The 17,283-nt window shown below is 62.2% G+C and carries 14 protein-coding genes; 9 read left to right on the top strand and 5 right to left on the bottom strand.

Annotation, left to right across the window (positions count from 1 at the left end):
- Positions 1-67 precede the first annotated feature (67 nt).
- The 3 genes from ACZ5VE_RS00660 (at position 68) to priA (ending at position 6,026) form a co-directional block, all read left to right on the top strand.
- The gene (locus ACZ5VE_RS00660) at positions 68-2,329 is read left to right on the top strand and encodes a protein-disulfide reductase DsbD family protein (protein WP_464456180.1); all 2,262 of its coding nucleotides are present in this window, start codon (positions 68-70) and stop codon (positions 2,327-2,329) included.
- Between the two features lie 75 nt (positions 2,330-2,404).
- Entirely contained in the window at positions 2,405-3,523 is a 1,119-nt protein-coding gene (gene hemE, locus ACZ5VE_RS00655; protein WP_464456179.1) for a uroporphyrinogen decarboxylase, read from the top strand.
- A gap of 397 nt (positions 3,524-3,920) precedes the next feature.
- Positions 3,921-6,026 (top strand): replication restart helicase PriA, encoded by a 2,106-nt coding sequence (gene priA / locus ACZ5VE_RS00650; RefSeq protein ID WP_464456178.1) that lies wholly within the window; start codon positions 3,921-3,923, stop codon positions 6,024-6,026.
- A 190-nt stretch (positions 6,027-6,216) separates the two neighbouring features.
- On the opposite strand, the gene ACZ5VE_RS00645 is transcribed toward priA, so the two are convergent.
- Positions 6,217-7,185: an AEC family transporter gene (locus ACZ5VE_RS00645; protein WP_464456177.1), complete on the bottom strand. Its 969-nt coding sequence runs from the start codon at positions 7,183-7,185 to the stop codon at positions 6,217-6,219.
- A 158-nt stretch (positions 7,186-7,343) separates the two neighbouring features.
- Between ACZ5VE_RS00645 and ACZ5VE_RS00640 the strand changes: the two genes are divergently transcribed.
- From ACZ5VE_RS00640 to ACZ5VE_RS00615, 6 genes are all read left to right on the top strand, one after another.
- On the top strand, positions 7,344-9,431 hold the full coding sequence (locus ACZ5VE_RS00640; RefSeq protein WP_464456176.1) for an ATP-dependent helicase: 2,088 nt from the start codon (positions 7,344-7,346) through the stop codon (positions 9,429-9,431).
- Complete coding sequence (locus ACZ5VE_RS00635) at positions 9,428-9,850, top strand: hypothetical protein (protein WP_464456175.1); 423 nt, start codon at positions 9,428-9,430, stop codon at positions 9,848-9,850. Before ACZ5VE_RS00640 ends, ACZ5VE_RS00635 begins: the two co-directional genes overlap by 4 nt.
- A 91-nt stretch (positions 9,851-9,941) precedes the next feature.
- Complete coding sequence (locus ACZ5VE_RS00630) at positions 9,942-10,610, top strand: energy transducer TonB (protein WP_464456174.1); 669 nt, start codon at positions 9,942-9,944, stop codon at positions 10,608-10,610.
- A gap of 89 nt (positions 10,611-10,699) precedes the next feature.
- Positions 10,700-11,524 (top strand): MotA/TolQ/ExbB proton channel family protein, encoded by an 825-nt coding sequence (locus ACZ5VE_RS00625; RefSeq protein WP_464456173.1) that lies wholly within the window; start codon positions 10,700-10,702, stop codon positions 11,522-11,524.
- Between the two features lie 31 nt (positions 11,525-11,555).
- Complete coding sequence (locus ACZ5VE_RS00620; protein ID WP_464456172.1) at positions 11,556-11,984, top strand: ExbD/TolR family protein; 429 nt, start codon at positions 11,556-11,558, stop codon at positions 11,982-11,984.
- Positions 11,985-12,010: 26 nt separating this feature from the next.
- A complete protein-coding gene (locus ACZ5VE_RS00615) occupies positions 12,011-12,439 on the top strand; it encodes an ExbD/TolR family protein (RefSeq protein WP_464456171.1) in 429 nt (142 codons plus the stop codon).
- Between the two features lie 81 nt (positions 12,440-12,520).
- Here the strand turns inward: ACZ5VE_RS00615 and ACZ5VE_RS00610 are convergent, their stop codons facing one another.
- The 4 genes from ACZ5VE_RS00610 to ACZ5VE_RS00595 all read right to left on the bottom strand — a co-directional run bounded on the left by ACZ5VE_RS00610 (position 12,521) and on the right by ACZ5VE_RS00595 (position 17,250).
- Positions 12,521-13,507 carry a tripartite tricarboxylate transporter substrate-binding protein gene (locus ACZ5VE_RS00610; protein ID WP_464456170.1) on the bottom strand — a complete coding sequence of 329 codons (987 nt, stop codon included), beginning with the start codon at positions 13,505-13,507 and terminating at the stop codon, positions 12,521-12,523.
- Between the two features lie 132 nt (positions 13,508-13,639).
- Entirely contained in the window at positions 13,640-14,893 is a 1,254-nt protein-coding gene (locus ACZ5VE_RS00605) for a phenylacetate--CoA ligase family protein (RefSeq protein ID WP_464456169.1), read from the bottom strand.
- 120 nt (positions 14,894-15,013) lie between these two features.
- Entirely contained in the window at positions 15,014-15,823 is an 810-nt protein-coding gene (locus tag ACZ5VE_RS00600; protein WP_108285282.1) for an ABC transporter ATP-binding protein, read from the bottom strand.
- 95 nt (positions 15,824-15,918) lie between these two features.
- Positions 15,919-17,250, bottom strand: coding sequence for an ABC transporter substrate-binding protein (locus ACZ5VE_RS00595; RefSeq protein ID WP_464456168.1), 1,332 nt, complete (start codon positions 17,248-17,250; stop codon positions 15,919-15,921).
- Between the last annotated feature and the right edge of the window lie 33 nt (positions 17,251-17,283).

Genomic DNA, 17,283 nt, shown 5'->3' with positions numbered 1-17,283 from the left:
CGGGGCTTTGGGTGCGGGTGTACAGTGCCAGCTGTTTTTGACCGGTTCATGGAACCCCTTGCACTGCATGCCGACCTTGTTCATCCGTTTTGCCCTGATCACCCTGCTGCTGACGCTGGGCCTCGCCAGCCACGCCCAGACGGGCAGCGCCACCGTCAAAACCGACCAGGTGCGGGCCGAACTGGTGGCCCATGCACCGCAAGGCGTGCAAGCAGGCCAGACCTTTTGGCTGGGCTTACAAATCACACACCAGCCCCACTGGCACACCTATTGGCAAAACCCGGGCGACTCGGGCTTGCCCACCCAGCTGCACTGGAGCTTGCCCGCTGGCCTGACCGCGGGCGACATCGCCTGGCCGCTGCCCAAAAAGATCCCGATCGGCACCCTGGCCAATTACGGCTACGAGGGCACGGTGCTGCTGAGCGTGCCGGTCACGGCGGGGCCCGATTTCAAGCCTCCAGTGGTTGGCCCCCTCAAGATCGCGCTGCACGCTGAATGGCTGGTTTGCCGCCAGGAGTGCATCCCGCAAGAAGGCCAGTTCAGCCTGAGCCTGCCCGCGCAAAGCGCCACCGCCCTGTATGGCGCGGACTTTGACACCGCCCGTCAACACACGCCCCAAACACTGCCCCAACTGCAACAAGCAGGCACCTGGATCACCGGGGGGCAAACCCGCCTGAGCGACGATGGCCAACAGCTGCAGCTGCGCGTGCATGGCTTGCCCGTGAACTGGCGCGGCCAAACGCTCAGCGCCTTTCCGGTCACAACGGGCATTGTCAAAAACGCTGCCGCGCAAGGCCAGGGCTGGACGCAAAACTGGCAAGGGGCCGTCTGGAACGCCAGCATCCCCGTCTCGGATGAACGCAGCGACAGCCCCCAGTCCCTGCGTTGGGTGATCGCCATCGGCCCCGAGTCGTCGCCCAAGGCCCCGGCCTTTGAGATTGAAACCCCTGTCCAAGGCACGTGGCCTGCACTGGCGCAAGCGCCCCCCGCAGGCGTATCGCCCGAGCTGGCCAAGGCGCTGGCCCTCAACGCCGAAAACGCCTCAAGCGTTCCCCTGCCCGCCACCAGCGCCAGCCCGCTGAACCTCTTGCTGGCCGTGCTGGGGGCGTTTTTGGGTGGGCTGCTGCTCAACCTCATGCCCTGCGTGTTTCCGGTGCTGGCCATCAAGGTGATGGGGTTTGCGCAAGCCGGCCATGACCGCGAACACCGCGCCGCCGGGCTGGCGTACACCATCGGTGTGGTGCTGTCTTTCATGCTGCTGGGTGGCCTCATGCTGGGCCTGCGGGCCGCTGGCGAACAACTGGGCTGGGGATTTCAATTGCAGTCGCCCCCTGTGGTGGCGGGTTTGGCCTTGTTGTTCACCCTGCTGGGCTTGAACCTGGCAGGCGTTTTTGAGTTTGGGCAGATGCTGCCCAACCGTCTGGCGTCTCTGCAAAGCCGCCACCCCACGGTGAACGCGGGTTTGTCGGGCGTGCTGGCCGTGGCCGTGGCATCGCCCTGCACCGCGCCGTTCATGGGGGCGTCTTTGGGTTTGGCCATCGCACTGCCGGTTTGGCAGGCGCTGGTGGTGTTTGCCGCGATGGGTGTGGGCATGGCCTTGCCGTATCTGGCCGCCAGCGCGTGGCCGGGCATCGCCCGCGCACTGCCGCGCCCCGGCGCCTGGATGGTGGTGTTTCGCCAGGCCATGGCCTTCCCCATGTTTGCCACCGTCATCTGGCTCTTGTGGGTGTTGGGCCAACAAACCGGCATCGACGCTGCCAGCGGCTTGCTGGCTTTGTTGCTGACCGTGGCTTGGCTGGCATGGGCGCTGGGTTTGACGGGCCGCACCCGCTGGGTCATGAGCGGCTTGGCCGTGGGCGTCCTGGTGTGGCTGGGCAGCAGTTGGTTGCCGCTGGCTTTGCGTGACACCCCGGTCAGCGCCCTTGAAAGCACCAACAGCAACAACCACACCAATGCCAGCGTGAACGCGCCAGGCAACAACACCAGCGCATGGCAAACCTGGAGCGCTTCGGCCCAGCAAGCCCACCTGAGCACCGGTCGTCCTGTGTTTGTGGACTTCACCGCCGCCTGGTGCGTGACCTGCCAGTACAACAAAAAAACCACCCTGGCCGATACCGCCTTGCTGACCGACTTTGCGGCCCGCCAAGTGGTGCTGATGCGCGCCGACTGGACCCGCCGCGACCCGTCCATCACCCAGGCCCTCACCGCACTGGGACGCAGCGGCGTGCCCGTCTATGCGCTGTACGCGCCTGGCCCCCCCCCCGTGCTGTTGTCGGAGTTGCCCAGCGTGGCCGAAGTGCAGGCGGCGCTGCAAAAGCTGCCCCAATAGCCCCAAGCCTCACCGCCCTCTGTGGGAGCGAGCCCCCGCTCGCGAATGCCCGGTTCGGCCTGCGACAATCGGGGCATGAGCACCTCTTCTTTTGCCCCCCTACAAAACGACACCTTCTTGCGCGCCTGCCTGCGCCAGGCCACCGACTACACCCCCCTGTGGCTGATGCGCCAAGCGGGCCGCTATCTGCCCGAATACCGCGACACACGCGCCAAAGCGGGCAGTTTCATGGGCCTGGCCACCAACGTCGATTACGCGACCGAAGTGACCCTGCAGCCGCTGGAGCGCTATCCGCTGGACGCCGCCATTTTGTTCAGCGACATCCTGACCGTGCCCGACGCGATGGGTTTGGGCCTGTCGTTTGCGCTGGGAGAAGGCCCCAAGTTCGCCAAGAATGTGCGCGACGAAGCCGCCGTAGCCCAGCTGGCAGTGCCCGACATGGACAAGCTGCGCTATGTGTTCGACGCCGTCACCAGCATCCGCAAGGCGCTCAATGGGCGCGTGCCTTTGATTGGCTTTTCGGGCAGCCCCTGGACACTGGCTTGCTACATGGTCGAGGGCGCGGGCTCAGACGACTACCGCCAGGTCAAAAGCCTGATGTACAGCCGCCCCGACCTGATGCACCGCATTTTGGCCATCAACGCCGACTCGGTGGCCCAGTACCTGAACGCCCAGATCGAAGCCGGTGCCCAGGCCGTGATGATTTTTGACAGCTGGGGCGGCGTGCTGGCCGACGGCGCGTTCCAACAGTTCAGCCTGGCCTACACCGCCCGCGTGCTGGCCCAGCTCAAAACCGAGCACGAAGGCGCACGCATCCCGCGCATCGTCTTCACCAAAGGCGGCGGTTTGTGGCTGCCCGAGATGAACAGCCTGGACTGCGAGGTGCTGGGCCTGGACTGGACGATGAACCTGGGCAAAGCCCGCGCCCTGGTGGGCGGCGAAGTCGGCGGCCCCGGCAAAGCGCTGCAAGGCAACATCGACCCCAATGTGCTGTTTGCCCCGCCAGACCAGATTGCCCAAGAGACCCGCCGCGTGCTGGACAGCTTTGGCACGCCGCACACCGACTTGGGCACTACCGGCCCCACCCACATCTTCAATCTGGGCCACGGCATCAGCCAGTTCACGCCCCCAGAGCATGTGTCGGCGCTGGTCGAGACGGTGCACGCGCATTCACGGGCGCAGCGCCAAAAATGAGCCTATGGGCCTGACGGCGTCAGGCTCTTAGCATAAAAAACCGGCATGCCAAGCGCTTTTTTTGCAAAATAAATGGCTTTGGCCGCTTGACTTATGCACAAAAGCAAACCTCCCCTCAAGCCCACCTCGCTTGTTGCAAAGCAGCAAAACCGGTGTATCACCCATTTTGCAAGTGATTGATTTCATTGAACTTTTTATCTTGCCCATTGGATGGGCAATTTAGCGGAAGGCTTGATTTTCAAGGCTTCCAGGGCATCCAGACCGAGTTTTCAACAAAGTTATCCACAGATTTTCTGGATCAAGCTCAAAGTGCTGTGAAATCAACAACTTACATCTTGTTTCAAGATTTCAACTAACCTCCAATACTGGCAATTTCACCCAAACTTGCGGAAACAATGTGAGCACCTTCCACTGGATTGACGTTGCCGTTCAGACCCCGGCCCACAGCCAAGTGGGGGGGCTGCTGAGCTACCGCAGCCCCTTTTTGGTGCGGCCGGGGCAACTGGTGCGCGTGCCCTTGGGCAAGCGGGACGTGCTGGGGGTGGTGTGGGCGGTGCTGGATGCTGCGCCCGAAGGCATGCCCGAGTCGGCGGTGCGCGATGTCTTGGGCGTGCTCGAAGGCCTGGCCCCGCTGGACAGCGCTTGGCGGCAGCTGGTGCAGTTTTCGGCACAGTATTACCAGCGCTCTTTGGGCGAGGTCGCTTTGTCAGCCCTGCCACCGCAGCTGCGCGACCTGACCAGCGAACAACTGGCCCGCCGCCTCAAAAAGCAAAACACCGAACGCGCCGTGCAGACCACGCCCGGCCCCGCCTTGTCGGACGAGCAAAGCGCCGTGCTGGCACAGATGGCCGCAGGCACAGGGCCGTTCTTGTTGTTTGGCAGCACAGGCAGCGGCAAGACCGAGGTGTATTTGCAAGCCGTCGAACGCATGTTGGCGGCCGACCCGCAGGCCCAGGCGCTGCTCATGGTCCCGGAGATCAACCTCACGCCCCAGCTCGAAGAGCGGGTGCAAGCCCGTTTTGGCGAGGACGCCGTGGTGTCCATGCACAGCGGCATGACGCCCGCCCAGCGCCTGAAGGGTTGGTTGGCTGCCCATGCAGGCCACGCCCGCATCGTGCTGGGCACGCGCATGGCCATTTTTGCGTCCATGCCGCACCTCAAGCTCATCGTGGTCGACGAAGAACACGACCCCAGCTACAAGCAGCAAGAAGGCGCGCGCTATTCGGCCCGCGACCTGGCGGTGTACCGGGGACGCTTGCAAAACGCCCCTGTGCTGCTGGCCTCGGCCACGCCCTCGCTCGAAAGCTGGCACCTGAGCCGACCGGCCCATGCCGATGACCCAGGCGGTCGCTACCAACGCTTGTTGATGCCCTCGCGCATCGGCACCGGCCTGCTGCCCAAAGTGCGGCGGGTCGACATGTCCAAACAACCGCGCCGCACGGTCTTGTCAGCGCCCTTGGTGGCCGCTTTGCAAGAGCGGGTGGAGCGCGGCGAACAATGCATGTTGCTGCTCAACCGCCGAGGCTATGCCCCGGTGCTGCACTGCGCCGACTGCGGCTGGAAAAGCGAATGCAAGCACTGCAGCGCGTTTCGGGTGTTCCACAAAATTGACCGCACCTTGCGCTGCCACCACTGCGGCCTGACCGAGCGCGTGCCGCGCGCCTGCCCCGAGTGCGGCAACGCCGACATTGCCCCGATTGGCCGGGGGACCGAGCAGCTAGAAGAACATTTGGGCGAACTGCTGGCCCACGTGAAGCGCCCGGACGGCTCGCCCATCCGCATCGCCCGCATCGACGCCGACACCACCCGACTAAAAGGAACACTGGAAAGCCAGTTGGCCTCGGTGCACTCGGGCGAGGTGGACATTCTGGTGGGCACGCAAATGATCGCCAAGGGGCACGACTTCCGGCGCATCACGCTGGTGGCAGCAGTCAACCCCGACACAGCGCTGTTTTCAAGTGACTTCAGGGCGCCCGAGCGTTTGTTTGCGCTGCTCATGCAAGCGGCTGGCCGCGCCGGACGCGACGCCGCCCAAAGCGCCACCAGCGAAATGTGGGTGCAAACCTTTCACCCGCAACACGCGCTGTTTGAAGCGCTCAAAAAACACGACTACCCGGCCTTTGCCGCCAGCGAGTTGGCCGAACGCACCGCCGCCGACCTGCCCCCCATCAGCCACCAGGCCCTGCTGCGCGCCGATGCCCGCACCCAAGAGGCCGCCCAAGCGCTGCTCAACGCCGCCCGCGAAACACTGGAAGCGCAACTGAGCGCCGACCCCGCCACCGCCGATCTGGTCATGCAGGTCAGCGTCTACCCCGCCGTGCCCATGAGCATGCAGCGCGTGGCCGATGTGGAACGCGCCCAAATGCTGCTGGAAAGCCCCAGCCGCATGGCCCTGCAAAAAATGCTGTGGCACCTGCACGGCGTGCTGCACCAGGTGCGCAGCCAGCCGGAACACAAAGGCGTCATTCGTTGGCTGGTGGATGTGGACCCGCAATCGATCTGATCGCGGCTGAGAGTTGAGGCTGAGCCATTCTTTGTGGGAGCGAGCCCCCGCTCGCGAATGTTTGCCCTGCCACTTCAGGCATTCGGCCGCAGGGGCAGCCTCCCACAGGAACAGCCACATGGCCAAGTGTGGCATGAAGGGGGGGGCTTTGTGGGAGCGAGCCCCCGCTCGCGAATGTGCGCCGTGGCGCTCAAGGCTTGAGCAAAGCCACCGCACCCGAAAAAGTCAAAAACGCGGCCGAAGTGGTCACCAAAATGATGCGGGCAATGCGCCCGTTGTCGGCACCCAGGCGCTCGGCCAGCAGCGACACATTGCTGGCGCTGGGCAAAGCGGCCACCAAGACCATCACCATCAAGGCGAATGGCGTGATCGGCACGCCCATTCGCACCGCCGTGCCCGCCACCAGCAAGACCAGCACCGGGTGCAGCAGCAGCTTGATGAGCGAGATAGGCAAATAGTCCCCCACGCGCAGCGGGCCATGCGGCCGCTGATGGGCCAGCATTTGTGACCGGGCCAGCACCGCACCGATGGTGAACAAAGCCACGGGCGAGGCCGCATCGGCCAGCAAACCCACGGTTTTGGCCACGGGGCCGATCAGCTCAAGGTTCCAAAAAGAAAAGGCGCCGCCCAAAGAAATGGCCCAAGGCATGGGGTTGCGCACCACCCCGGCCAGGGCCTTGCGGGCCGCACCGGCCACGCCATGCTCCCCCGCCGCGTCCATGCGCGACAAGGCCACGCACAGCGAGGATGTGATCACCATGTCCACCAAAATGGTGACGATGGCTGGGCCTGCAGCCTCCGGCCCCAACAAGGCCACCAACAAAGGCACGCCCATGAAACCGGTGTTGGGAAAAGCCGCCACCAGTGCACCCAAGGCCGCATCGTTCCAGCGAATGCGCTCATTCAGACTGATGGCCACACTGAACGCCACCATGACCAAAGCACACAACAAATAGGTGAAAAACACCCCAGCATCGAGCAACTGGGCAATCGGCGTGCTGGCACCAAAGCGGAACAGCATGCACGGCAGCGCAAAGAACAGCACAAAACCATTCAAGCCAGGAATGGCCTCCAGCGGCAACAGGCCTTTGCGGGCCGCTGCATAGCCGCACAAAACCAAAGCAAAGAAGGGGAAAGTGACGCGCAAGACTTCAAGCATGCGTGGATTGTCGTGGCAATTGCAGGGCTCAACAGGTCGCCGGGCCGACAAGTTCAAGCGGGCGGGGCTTCCTCTGCGCCATTCTGGCCGTCATGCCATCGCGGACCGCTATGATGGCCCGCTTTGCTTCGCATCCCCATTTCCCCCACCCCACACCCATGTCAGCCGGACTCAACAACGCCCAACTCGAAGCCGTGAACTATGTCTCAGGGCCCTGCCTAGTGTTGGCCGGGGCGGGTTCGGGCAAGACGCGCGTGATCACGCACAAGATCGGACGGCTGATCGAAGCCGGGCTGGAGCCCAAGCGCATTGCGGCCATCACCTTCACCAACAAGGCCGCCGCTGAAATGCGCGAACGCGCCAAGCAACTGATTGGCCGCGCCGCCAAGGATGTGCTGATCTGCACCTTCCACGCTTTGGGCGTGCGCATCATGCGCGAAGACGGGGCGGTGCTGGGCCTGAAACCCCAGTTCAGCATCATGGATGCGGACGATGTGACCAGCATTTTGAAAGATTGCGGCGGCACCACCGACGCGGCCACGGCCCGCCAGTGGCAATGGACGATCAGCCTGTGGAAGAACATGGGGCTGAACGCCGAGCAGGCCGCAGCCCAAGCGCCTGACGACAACGCCCGGGTGATCGCCCGCATCATGGCGCTGTACCAAGAGCGGTTGACGGCTTACCAGAGCGTGGACTTTGACGACCTGATCGGCATGCCCCTGAAGCTGCTGGCCGACTACCCCGAGGTGCGCGAGCGCTGGCAGGCCAAGATGGGCCATGTGCTGGTGGACGAATACCAGGACACCAATGCCACCCAATACGAGGTGCTGAAACACTTGGTGGGCGAACGGGCCCGCTTCACGGCGGTGGGCGACGACGACCAGTCGATCTACGGCTGGCGCGGGGCCACGCTGGACAACCTCAAACGGCTGCCGGTGGATTTTCCGAACCTGAAGGTGATCAAGCTGGAGCAGAACTACCGCTCCACCAGCGCGATCTTGCGGGCGGCCAACAACGTGATCCAGCCCAACCCCAAGCTGTTCCCCAAAACGCTGTTTTCTGAGCTGGGCGAGGGCGAACCGGTGCGCGTGGTCGATGCGGTCAACGAAGAGCACGAAGCCGACCGAGCCATTGCCCGCATCCAATCGATTCGCGGCGGCCAGGTCAACCCGTCCAAACACCGCGAGTTCAAGGACTTTGCCATCCTGTACCGCGCCAACCACATGGCACGGCCGTTCGAGCAGGCGCTGCGCCGCGCCAACATCCCTTACAAGGTGTCGGGCGGGCAGAGCTTTTTTGACAAGGCCGAGATCAAGGACTTGTGCGCCTGGTTTCGCCTGTGGATCAACAACGACGACGACCCGGCGTTTTTGCGGGCCATCACCAGCCCCAAACGCGGCATTGGCCACCAGACGCTGGGCCAGCTGGGCACCTTTGCCACGCAATACAAACTGAGCCTGTTCGAGGCTTTGTTTGCGGGCAGCCTGCCCAGCGCGGTGAACACCCGCGCCGTGGACGGCCTGCACGAGTTTGGCCGCTACATCAACGACCTGGAGCACCGCGCCCGCCACACTTTGGGCAAAACGGACGCACTGGCTTTCTTGCTGGAATGGCTCAAAGAGATTGGCTACGAGTCGCACCTGTATGACGGCGAAGAGAACGAAAAAGTAGCCTCGGCCCGCTGGACCAACGTGCTGGAATTTTGCGACTGGATGGCCGGGCGCTGCGGCGGCGAGATCGAAGACGCCACGGGTGCCCAGGCCACCGAGACCAAAAACCTGCTGGATGTGGCGCAAACCATTTCTTTGATCTCGACCTTGAGCGAACGCGAGAAAGACCAGAACGTGGTCACGCTCTCGACCCTGCATGCCTCCAAGGGTCTCGAGTGGCCGCATGTGATCCTGGTGGGCGTGAACGAAGGCTTGCTGCCCTTCAAGCTGGGGGACGACGAAGCGCACTCGGGCAAGGCCGACGGCCCGATGAGCGAGGGCATTTTGCTGCGCCTGCAAGAAGAGCGCCGCCTGATGTACGTGGGCATCACCCGCGCCCAGCGCAGCCTGGCCGTGAGCTGGACCAAGCGTCGCAAAAAAGGACGCGAAACCGTGGCTGCCCTGCCCAGCCGCTTCATTGCCGAAATGCGGCTGGACGAAAACACCGTCAAAGAAGACCCGCGCGAAAAGCTCAAGGCCTTGCGTGCCGAATTTGCCAAACGCGCAGCCGATGCCGCAGCGGAGGCCAAACCATGACACCACGCACGACGCTTGCTGGGCTTTTCAGCCTGGTGGCCTTGCTGGCCCTGAGCGCTTGCAATGCACTGCCCACGCGCACCGATTGCCCGTCGGCACAAGACATATCGGCCGAGATGCTGCATGGCCAGTGGGTGGCTCAAGTGGGCAACGAAGCCCCGTGGGCCCTGGCCCTGGGACCGCACCCGGAACACCAAGGCAGCCTGCGCGGCGAATTGACACAAGGCCAGCTGCGCTACGCCGTGGTCGCGGATCTGGACGATGGCGAGTTCACCCTCGAAGAATCACACGATGGCCAGCGCATCGCCGCCACCTGGCTGGGCAGCCTGCCCGCCCGGGGCTGCGGGCAGCAAATTCAAGGCCAAAGGGTGCGGGCAGGGCAAGCCCGTCAAGACTTTCAAATCACCCGCGCCCCCTGATGCTCCATGCGGTAAAGGATTCCTGTTTTCAGCGCTATGGCAGGGGATTTATCCCGCAAAATACAGGTTCAATATCCAGGGCATTTGATTGATGAACGCAGCCACTTACCGTCCCACCCCACCGAAGCGCAAGCTGGTCGGTTTGACGGTCGTCGTGGTTTTGCATGGGGTGTTGTTGGGTGCCATTCAAATGGGCTTGAACCAAACCGCGCCCCCAAAAATGCCGACCGTGGTGCAGGCCCTTTTGCTGGAAGAAAATCGCCCCCAACTGCCGCCCTTGCCGCCGCCCCCGGCCCCGCCCACACCACCTGTGCCAACGCCGCCGAAGAACAGCCCGCCACAGCCCACCGTGGTGCCGCCCATCGAAGCGCCGGTCGCACCCGCCTCACCCAATGCGATTGCGGCCGTGAGCGCTGCACCTCAGACGCCAGCAAGCCCATCTGTCCCTGCGCCCGCAGCCCCCGCTCGAGCAACGGCACCCACGCGCACGGCAGCGGGCGTCAACGTCGCACAGTGTGAAAAACCCGAATACCCCAGCGCCTCCAAGCGCATGGAAGAAGAAGGCACTGTGGCTCTGCGTTTTCTCGTGGGCACAGACGGCAAGGTCATCCAGTCCGAAATTGAGAAAAGTTCGGGCTACAAACGCCTCGACGAAGCGGCCCGCGCCGGTTTGTCCAAATGCCAGTTCCGTCCAGCCACGCTGGACGGCAAACCCGAGCAAGCCTGGACCACCATCCGATACGTTTGGCGTCTGGAATAAGGCCACGCGCCCCCCAGACGCCACCGAACACACTGCACCCCACACGCACCCCATACGCACCATGACTACCGCGAAAAGGAATTTCACCCATGTTCACCGCTTTTAAAAACACCTTGGTGGGTGCCGCTTTGCTGACCGGTTTGCTGCTGGCAGGTCACAGCGGGGCCGCCCCCACCAGCGATACCGCAGCGCCGACATCCAGCGCCACGGTGGCCCCTGCCACCACCACCTTAACCCCCGAAGCCACCGCCCCCACCGAAGACAACCCCTACGGCCTGGGTGCCTTGTGGTCCCAGGGCGATGCCATCGCCAAAGGCACACTGCTGATTTTGGTGCTCATGAGCATGGGCAGCTGGTATGTGATCGTCACCAAATTCCGTGAGCAATCGAGATTGCAAAAAATGGCCAAAGTAGCCCAGGCCAACTTCTGGAACGCGGGCTCGCTTCGACAGGCAACCGATGCGCTGGACGCCGCCAGCCCTTTCCGGTTCATTGCCGAAAAAGGCCTCGAAGGTGCCTCCAAACACGATGGCTTGCTGGGCACGGTGGACTTCAACACCTGGGTAACGATGAGCATCCAGCGGGCCATGGGCACGGTACAAAGCCGCATGCAGGATGGCTTGGCGGTGCTGGCCACCGTGGGCTCGACAGCCCCCTTTGTCGGCTTGTTTGGCACCGTGTGGGGCATCTACCATGCGTTGGTCAAAATCGGCATGTCCGGCCAAGCCAGCATCGACAAAGTGGCCGGCCCCGTGGGCGAAGCCCTGATCATGACCGCCATCGGTCTGGCCGTGGCCGTGCCTGCGGTGCTGGGCTACAACTGGCTGGTGCGCCGCAACAAGGCGGCGATGGAAGAAGTCAACGCCTTTGGCTCCGACCTGCACGCTGTGTTGTTGGCATCGGCCAAGAAGTGACACCTGCCATGCTCTTGAACGGGAATCCACCATGGCCATGAACCTGGGCCCCAGCCTGGGGTCAAGCGACGAAGACGAGGTGATGGGCACCATCAACACCACGCCCCTGGTGGACGTGATGCTGGTGCTGCTGATCATTTTCCTGATCACCATCCCGGTGGTCACCACGTCCATCAAGGTGGATTTGCCCAAAGAGGCGAATGTGGTGCGCGAAACCAAACCAGAAAACGTGATCATCTCGGTCAGCAAGGCGGGGCAGATTTACCTGTACGACACGCCAGTCAAAAACCCCGCCGATCTGCTGGCACGGATGAAGAAGTTTTCAGCCATGAAGCCGCAGCCCGAAGTGCAAATCCGGGGCGATGCACAAAGTGACTTTGAATCGGTCGGTCGGGTCATGTATGCGGTGCAACGCGCGGGCATCACCAAAGTCGGCTTCATCACCGACCCGGCCCCTTAAGGCCTGAGAAACCCAAGGACACACACATGGCCATGAATCTGGGCACTGGCAACAGCGACGAACCTGAAGTGATGATGGACATCAACACCACGCCACTGATCGACGTGATGCTGGTGCTGCTCATCATGCTGATCATCACCATCCCGGCGCAATTGCACTCGGTCAATCTGGACATGCCCGTGGCCACCACCACACCCCAAAAAACCGACCCCGTGGTGATCCGGATCGACATCGAAGCGGACGCCAGCATGCGCTGGAACGGTCAAGTGCTGGCTGACAGGGCCGCACTGGAAGCCAAGCTTTCAGAAGCCGCCGCCTTGCAGCCCCAGCCGGAGCTGCACATTCGCTCGCATGCCAAGGCCAAATACGCAGCCGCTGCCGCCGTGCTGGCCGGGGCCCAACGCGCCGGCCTGACCCAACTGGGCATTGTGGGCAGCGAACGGTTTGCGTATTGACGGCTGCGCCCATGACTGGCCCGAGTGCCCAAAGAAAAAGCCGCTCCTTAGAGCGGCTTTTTCATGAGGTCAAACCAACCATCAGTCGGCGTACTTGCCTGCAGCATCCACAGCGGTCTTGATCTTGACCATTTCGGCGGCCACAAACTTCTTGTGCTCAGCCGGGTCGGTGCGGTTGTCCGTCACCACCAAAGCGCCCAGGCCTTCGTTCTTCTTGATGAACTCGGGGTCTTTCAAGGCTTTCTTCAAGGCATCGTTCAGCGTCTTGGTGATCGCAGCCGGTGTGCCTTTGGGGGCGTACAAACCGTGCCAGATGGTCAGGTTGAAACCCTTCAAGCCCATCTCTTGCAAGCTGGGGTAGTGCTTGAGCACCGCGTGCGTCGTCAAAGGCTTGGCGGTGGTCACGGCAAACGCCTTCACGCGACCCGATTCGATTTGCTGGGTGGTGTTGGTGGTCTGGTCGCACATCACGTCGACCTGGCCGCCGATCAGTGCGGTCATGGCGGGTGCCGTGCCGCTGAACGGGATGGTGGTCATCGCATCTTTGGTCTGCAGGTTGGCTTGCCACAGCAGGCCGCAAATGTGCGAAGCAGAACCCAAGCCAGCGTGGGCGATGTTCAACTTGCCTGAATTGGTGCGGATGTAGTTTTCAAAATCGCGGTAAGTGTTGGCAGGCAACTGGGGCTTGCCGATCAAGGTCATGGGCACATCGTTGACCATGCCCAGGAACTCGAAGTCTTCCAGTGGCTTGTAGGCGATCTTGCGGTACAGCGCAGGCGTGGCGGCCATGCCGATGTGAAACAACAAGAGCGAGTGGCCATCGGGCGCGGCTTTGGCCACCTTGGTGGCACCGATCGTGCCGCCAGCGCCTGCAGCGTTTTCGACCACGAAATTGCTGCCGGGAATTTGTTTGCGCATGGCTTCGGCCAAGTCACGGGCCACACGGTCCGTCGGGCCACCGGCGGTGAAAGGCACCACAATCGAAATCGGTTTGGTGCCAGGGTAAGTTTGGGCTTGAGCGCCCAAAGAAACAGCAGCCAGTGCGGCCAAAGCAAGCATTTTTTTCATTTCTAAACCCCAAAATTAATTGTGTAGTCTAGAACCAAAGTTAGGGCTTGCCATGGCGGAAAATACTTAGACGCTTTCCCTAATTTCCCGCCGAAAACAAGGTCATGGGCCAACCATGTGACCCCGTCGCGCTCACTGGTAACTGCGGGCGTCCTCAATGACCTTGCCATCGTTGGCCAGGCTGCCCTGCGCCACCAGGTGGACTTCACCACGCAATTTGGTCACATCGCGCACGGCGTCGGACACCCGGGCCTTGAGTGTATCGTCGCTCAAGCGATCGGTCTCGACGTGCAGGGCCATCTGGTCATTGGCCATCTCGCCCGTCACCACCAAACGGGCTTTGGTGACCTCAGGAAATCGTTTGACGATCTCGGCCACCTGACCGGGGTGCACAAACATGCCGCGAATCTTGGTGGTCTGGTCAGCCCGCCCCATCCAGCCTTTGATGCGCTGGCCGGTGCGACCCGTAGGACAAGTGCCCGGCAGAATGGCCGACAAGTCGCCCGTGCCAAAACGGATCAGCGGGTAATCGGGATTGAACGTGGTGATGACCAACTCACCCACCTCACCTTCGGGCACAGGATCGCCCGTACCGGGGCGCACGATCTCAACCAGCACGCCCTCGTCCAGCACGAGGCCTTCACGCGACGCGGTTTCATAAGCGATCAATCCCACGTCGGCCGTGGCGTAGCACTGGTAGGCGTCCACGCCATGGGCCGTCATCCAGTCGCGCAAGCTGGGCGGAAAGGCCTCCCCCGACACCAGCGCCTTGCGCACGCTGGGCAGGGCCACGCCCATCTCGGCGGCTTTTTCGAGGATGATTTTCAAAAAGCTGGGCGTGCCGATGTAGCCCGCAGGCTGCAACTCGGCCATGGCGCCCACTTGCTGCTCGGTCTGGCCGATGCCGCCCGGAAACACGGTGCAACCCAATGCGTGTGCACCTGTTTCCATCATTGAGCCGGCGGGTGTGAAGTGGTAACTGAAGCAGTTGTGGATCAACTCGCCAGGGCGAAAGCCAGCTGCAAACATGGTTCGCGCCATGCGCCAGTAATCGGCGCGCGTGCCTTCGGGCTCATAAATCGTGCCGGGGCTGGCAAACACGCGGGTCATGCCTTGGCCAAAACCCAGCGTGCTGAAGCCGCCAAACACATTACCGCCCGCAGCACGAGCGGCTTTTTGACGTTCGAGCAATTCGTATTTACGAATCACCGGCAAACGGGCCAGCGCAGCGCGGCTGTTGATGCTGGCGGCATCCACGTCCTTGAGCACATCGGCAAAGGCCGGTGCGTGGGCTTTGGCATGCGCGACCTGCGCGGGCAATGCGGCCATCAGGGCGGCTTCGCGCTCATGCGGGCTGCGGGTTTCGAGGGCGTCGTAGTGCGTCATGGGTGCAGACAGATCTTTGTGGGAGCGCGCCCCTGCGCGCGAAAAACGGTTGTGCGGGTGGGGCATTCGCGCGCAGGGGCGCGCTCCCACAGGGGAAGAAGTCTCGGACTTCCTAACCCCTCAAGCCAACCAGCGCTTGCGGCGTTTGTAGCTTTTCACGTCCTTGAAGCTCTTGCGCTCACCGCCGCCCACACCCAGGTAAAACTCTTTCACGTCTTCGTTGGTGCGCAGGTCTTCGGCCGCGCCGTCCATCACCACCCGGCCCGACTCCATGATGTAGCCGTAGTCGGCGTACTTCAGGGCCATGTTGGTGTTCTGCTCGGCAATCAGGAAGGTGACCTTTTCCTTCTCGTTCAAATCCTTCACGATGTTGAACACTTCTTCGACGATCTGCGGGGCCAGGCCCATCGAGGGCTCGTCCAGCAAAACCATGTTCGGGTTGGACATCAGGGCTCGGCCAATGGCGCACATCTGCTGCTCGCCACCCGAGGTGTAGGCCGCTTGCGAAGTGCGGCGGGTTTTGAGGCGGGGGAAGTAGTTGTAGACCTTTTCCAGGTTGGCCGCGATCTCGCCCTTGTCGGTGCGGGTGTAGCTGCCGGTCATCAGGTTTTCTTCGATGGTCAGGTGGGCAAAGCAGTGGCGGCCTTCCATCACCTGCACCACGCCCCGGTTGACCAGGTCAGCGGGCGAGAGGTTCTCGATGCGCTCGCCCCGCAGCTCGATGGAGCCTTTGGTGACTTCGCCCCGCTCACCCTTGAGCAAGTTGGAGATGGCCCGCAGCGTGGTGGTCTTGCCAGCACCGTTGCCCCCCAGCAAGGCCACAATGCCCCGCTCGGGCACTTGCAGGGACACGCCCTTGAGCACCAGGATGACGTGGTTGTAAATGACTTCGATGCCATTGACGTTGAGAATGATGTTTGAATCGTTCATGTGCGGCCTGTTTGAATCAACTGAAAGACAAGTCACCAAGGCTGGTCTTTCAGTTGACGGCTCACGCCAAAGCGCGAGCCATCAACCTCAGTGGTTTAAGACTGGCAATCCGCAGGGGCGCGGCGTGTCATCTTCTTGTCGGCCAGGTACTTGTCAGCACCGGCCTTGACCATGGGCTTCAAGATTTGCTCATCGGCCTGAATGAAGTCCGAAGTGAAGTTCCACTTGCTGCCGTCCCAGGTTTGCACGCGGGCAGCGGTAGAACCCATGTGGTCGGCACACGATGTCGACAGCGGCTGCATGATGCCTGTGAAGCCCATGGCGTCCAGACGCTTTTGGTCCAGGTTCAGGTTCTCCAGACCCCAGCGCACTTGCTCACCGGTCATGACCTTGCCCTTGCCAAAACGCTCTTGCGCACGGCGCACCGCCTCAACACCCAACATGCCGATGATCACGCCACGGGTATAGAGCACTTGACCGACTTCGTCTTTGGGACCTGAGCCCTGGCTCTTGGCGTGCACGTTCTTCAGGATGTCCTGAATGACTTTGGGTTGTGTGCCCGAAGTGTTCAAAGCCAGCGCGTTGTAGCCCTTGGCACCTTCGCCCACGTCCTTGACGTCAGGTTCGGCACCGGCCCACCACACGCCATACATTTTTTCGCGGGGGTAGCCTGTGGCTTGTGCTTCCTTCAAGGCGGTGGAGTTCATCACACCCCAGCCCCACAGCATCACGTAGTCAGGACGGCTTTGGCGCACTTGCAACCAGGCCGACTTTTGCTCCACGCCAGGCGCGGTCACGGGGATCAGTTGCAACTCGAAGCCGTGCATCTTGGCGCGCTCTTGCAACAAAGGAATAGGCTCTTTGCCGAATGGCGAGTCGTGGTACACCAAGGCGATCTTCTTGCCTTTGAGCTTGTCCAGGCCGCCTTCTTTCTTGCCCAAGTGCTGCACCAAAATGTCAGCACCGGTCCAGTAGCTGCCCATCAAGGGGAAGTTCCATTTGAAGGCCATGCCGTCTTGGGCGATCGACAGGCCATAACCCAAGGTGATCAAAGGCACCTTGTCTGCAGGCGCTTTTTCGGTCAACGCAAAGGTGATGCCGGTGGCTTGGGGGTCAAACAAAGCCACGCCAGGGCGGCCTTTCAGGCGCTCATAGCACTCCACACCACGGTCGGTGGCGTAGCCGGTTTCGCACTCTTCAAAAGTGATCTTCACGCCGTTGATGCCGCCATCGCGTGCATTGATCAGCTTGAGGTAATCCTGCTTGCCGTTGGCCCATGGGATGCCGTTGGGGGCATAAGGACCGGTGCGGTAAGACAGCAACGGAAAAAACTGTTCCTTGGCTTGCGCCTGAACGGATGTCGCCACCAGCGACGATGCAGCGGTTGCCACAGCGGCCACGGCCAAAATCAAATCACGCATCTTCATGCTTGTCTCCTTAGAAAAATAAAAACCCACACA

The sequence above is a fragment of the Limnohabitans sp. INBF003 genome (assembly GCF_055396645.1).
This window is presented reverse-complemented; position numbering and strand designations above follow the sequence as displayed.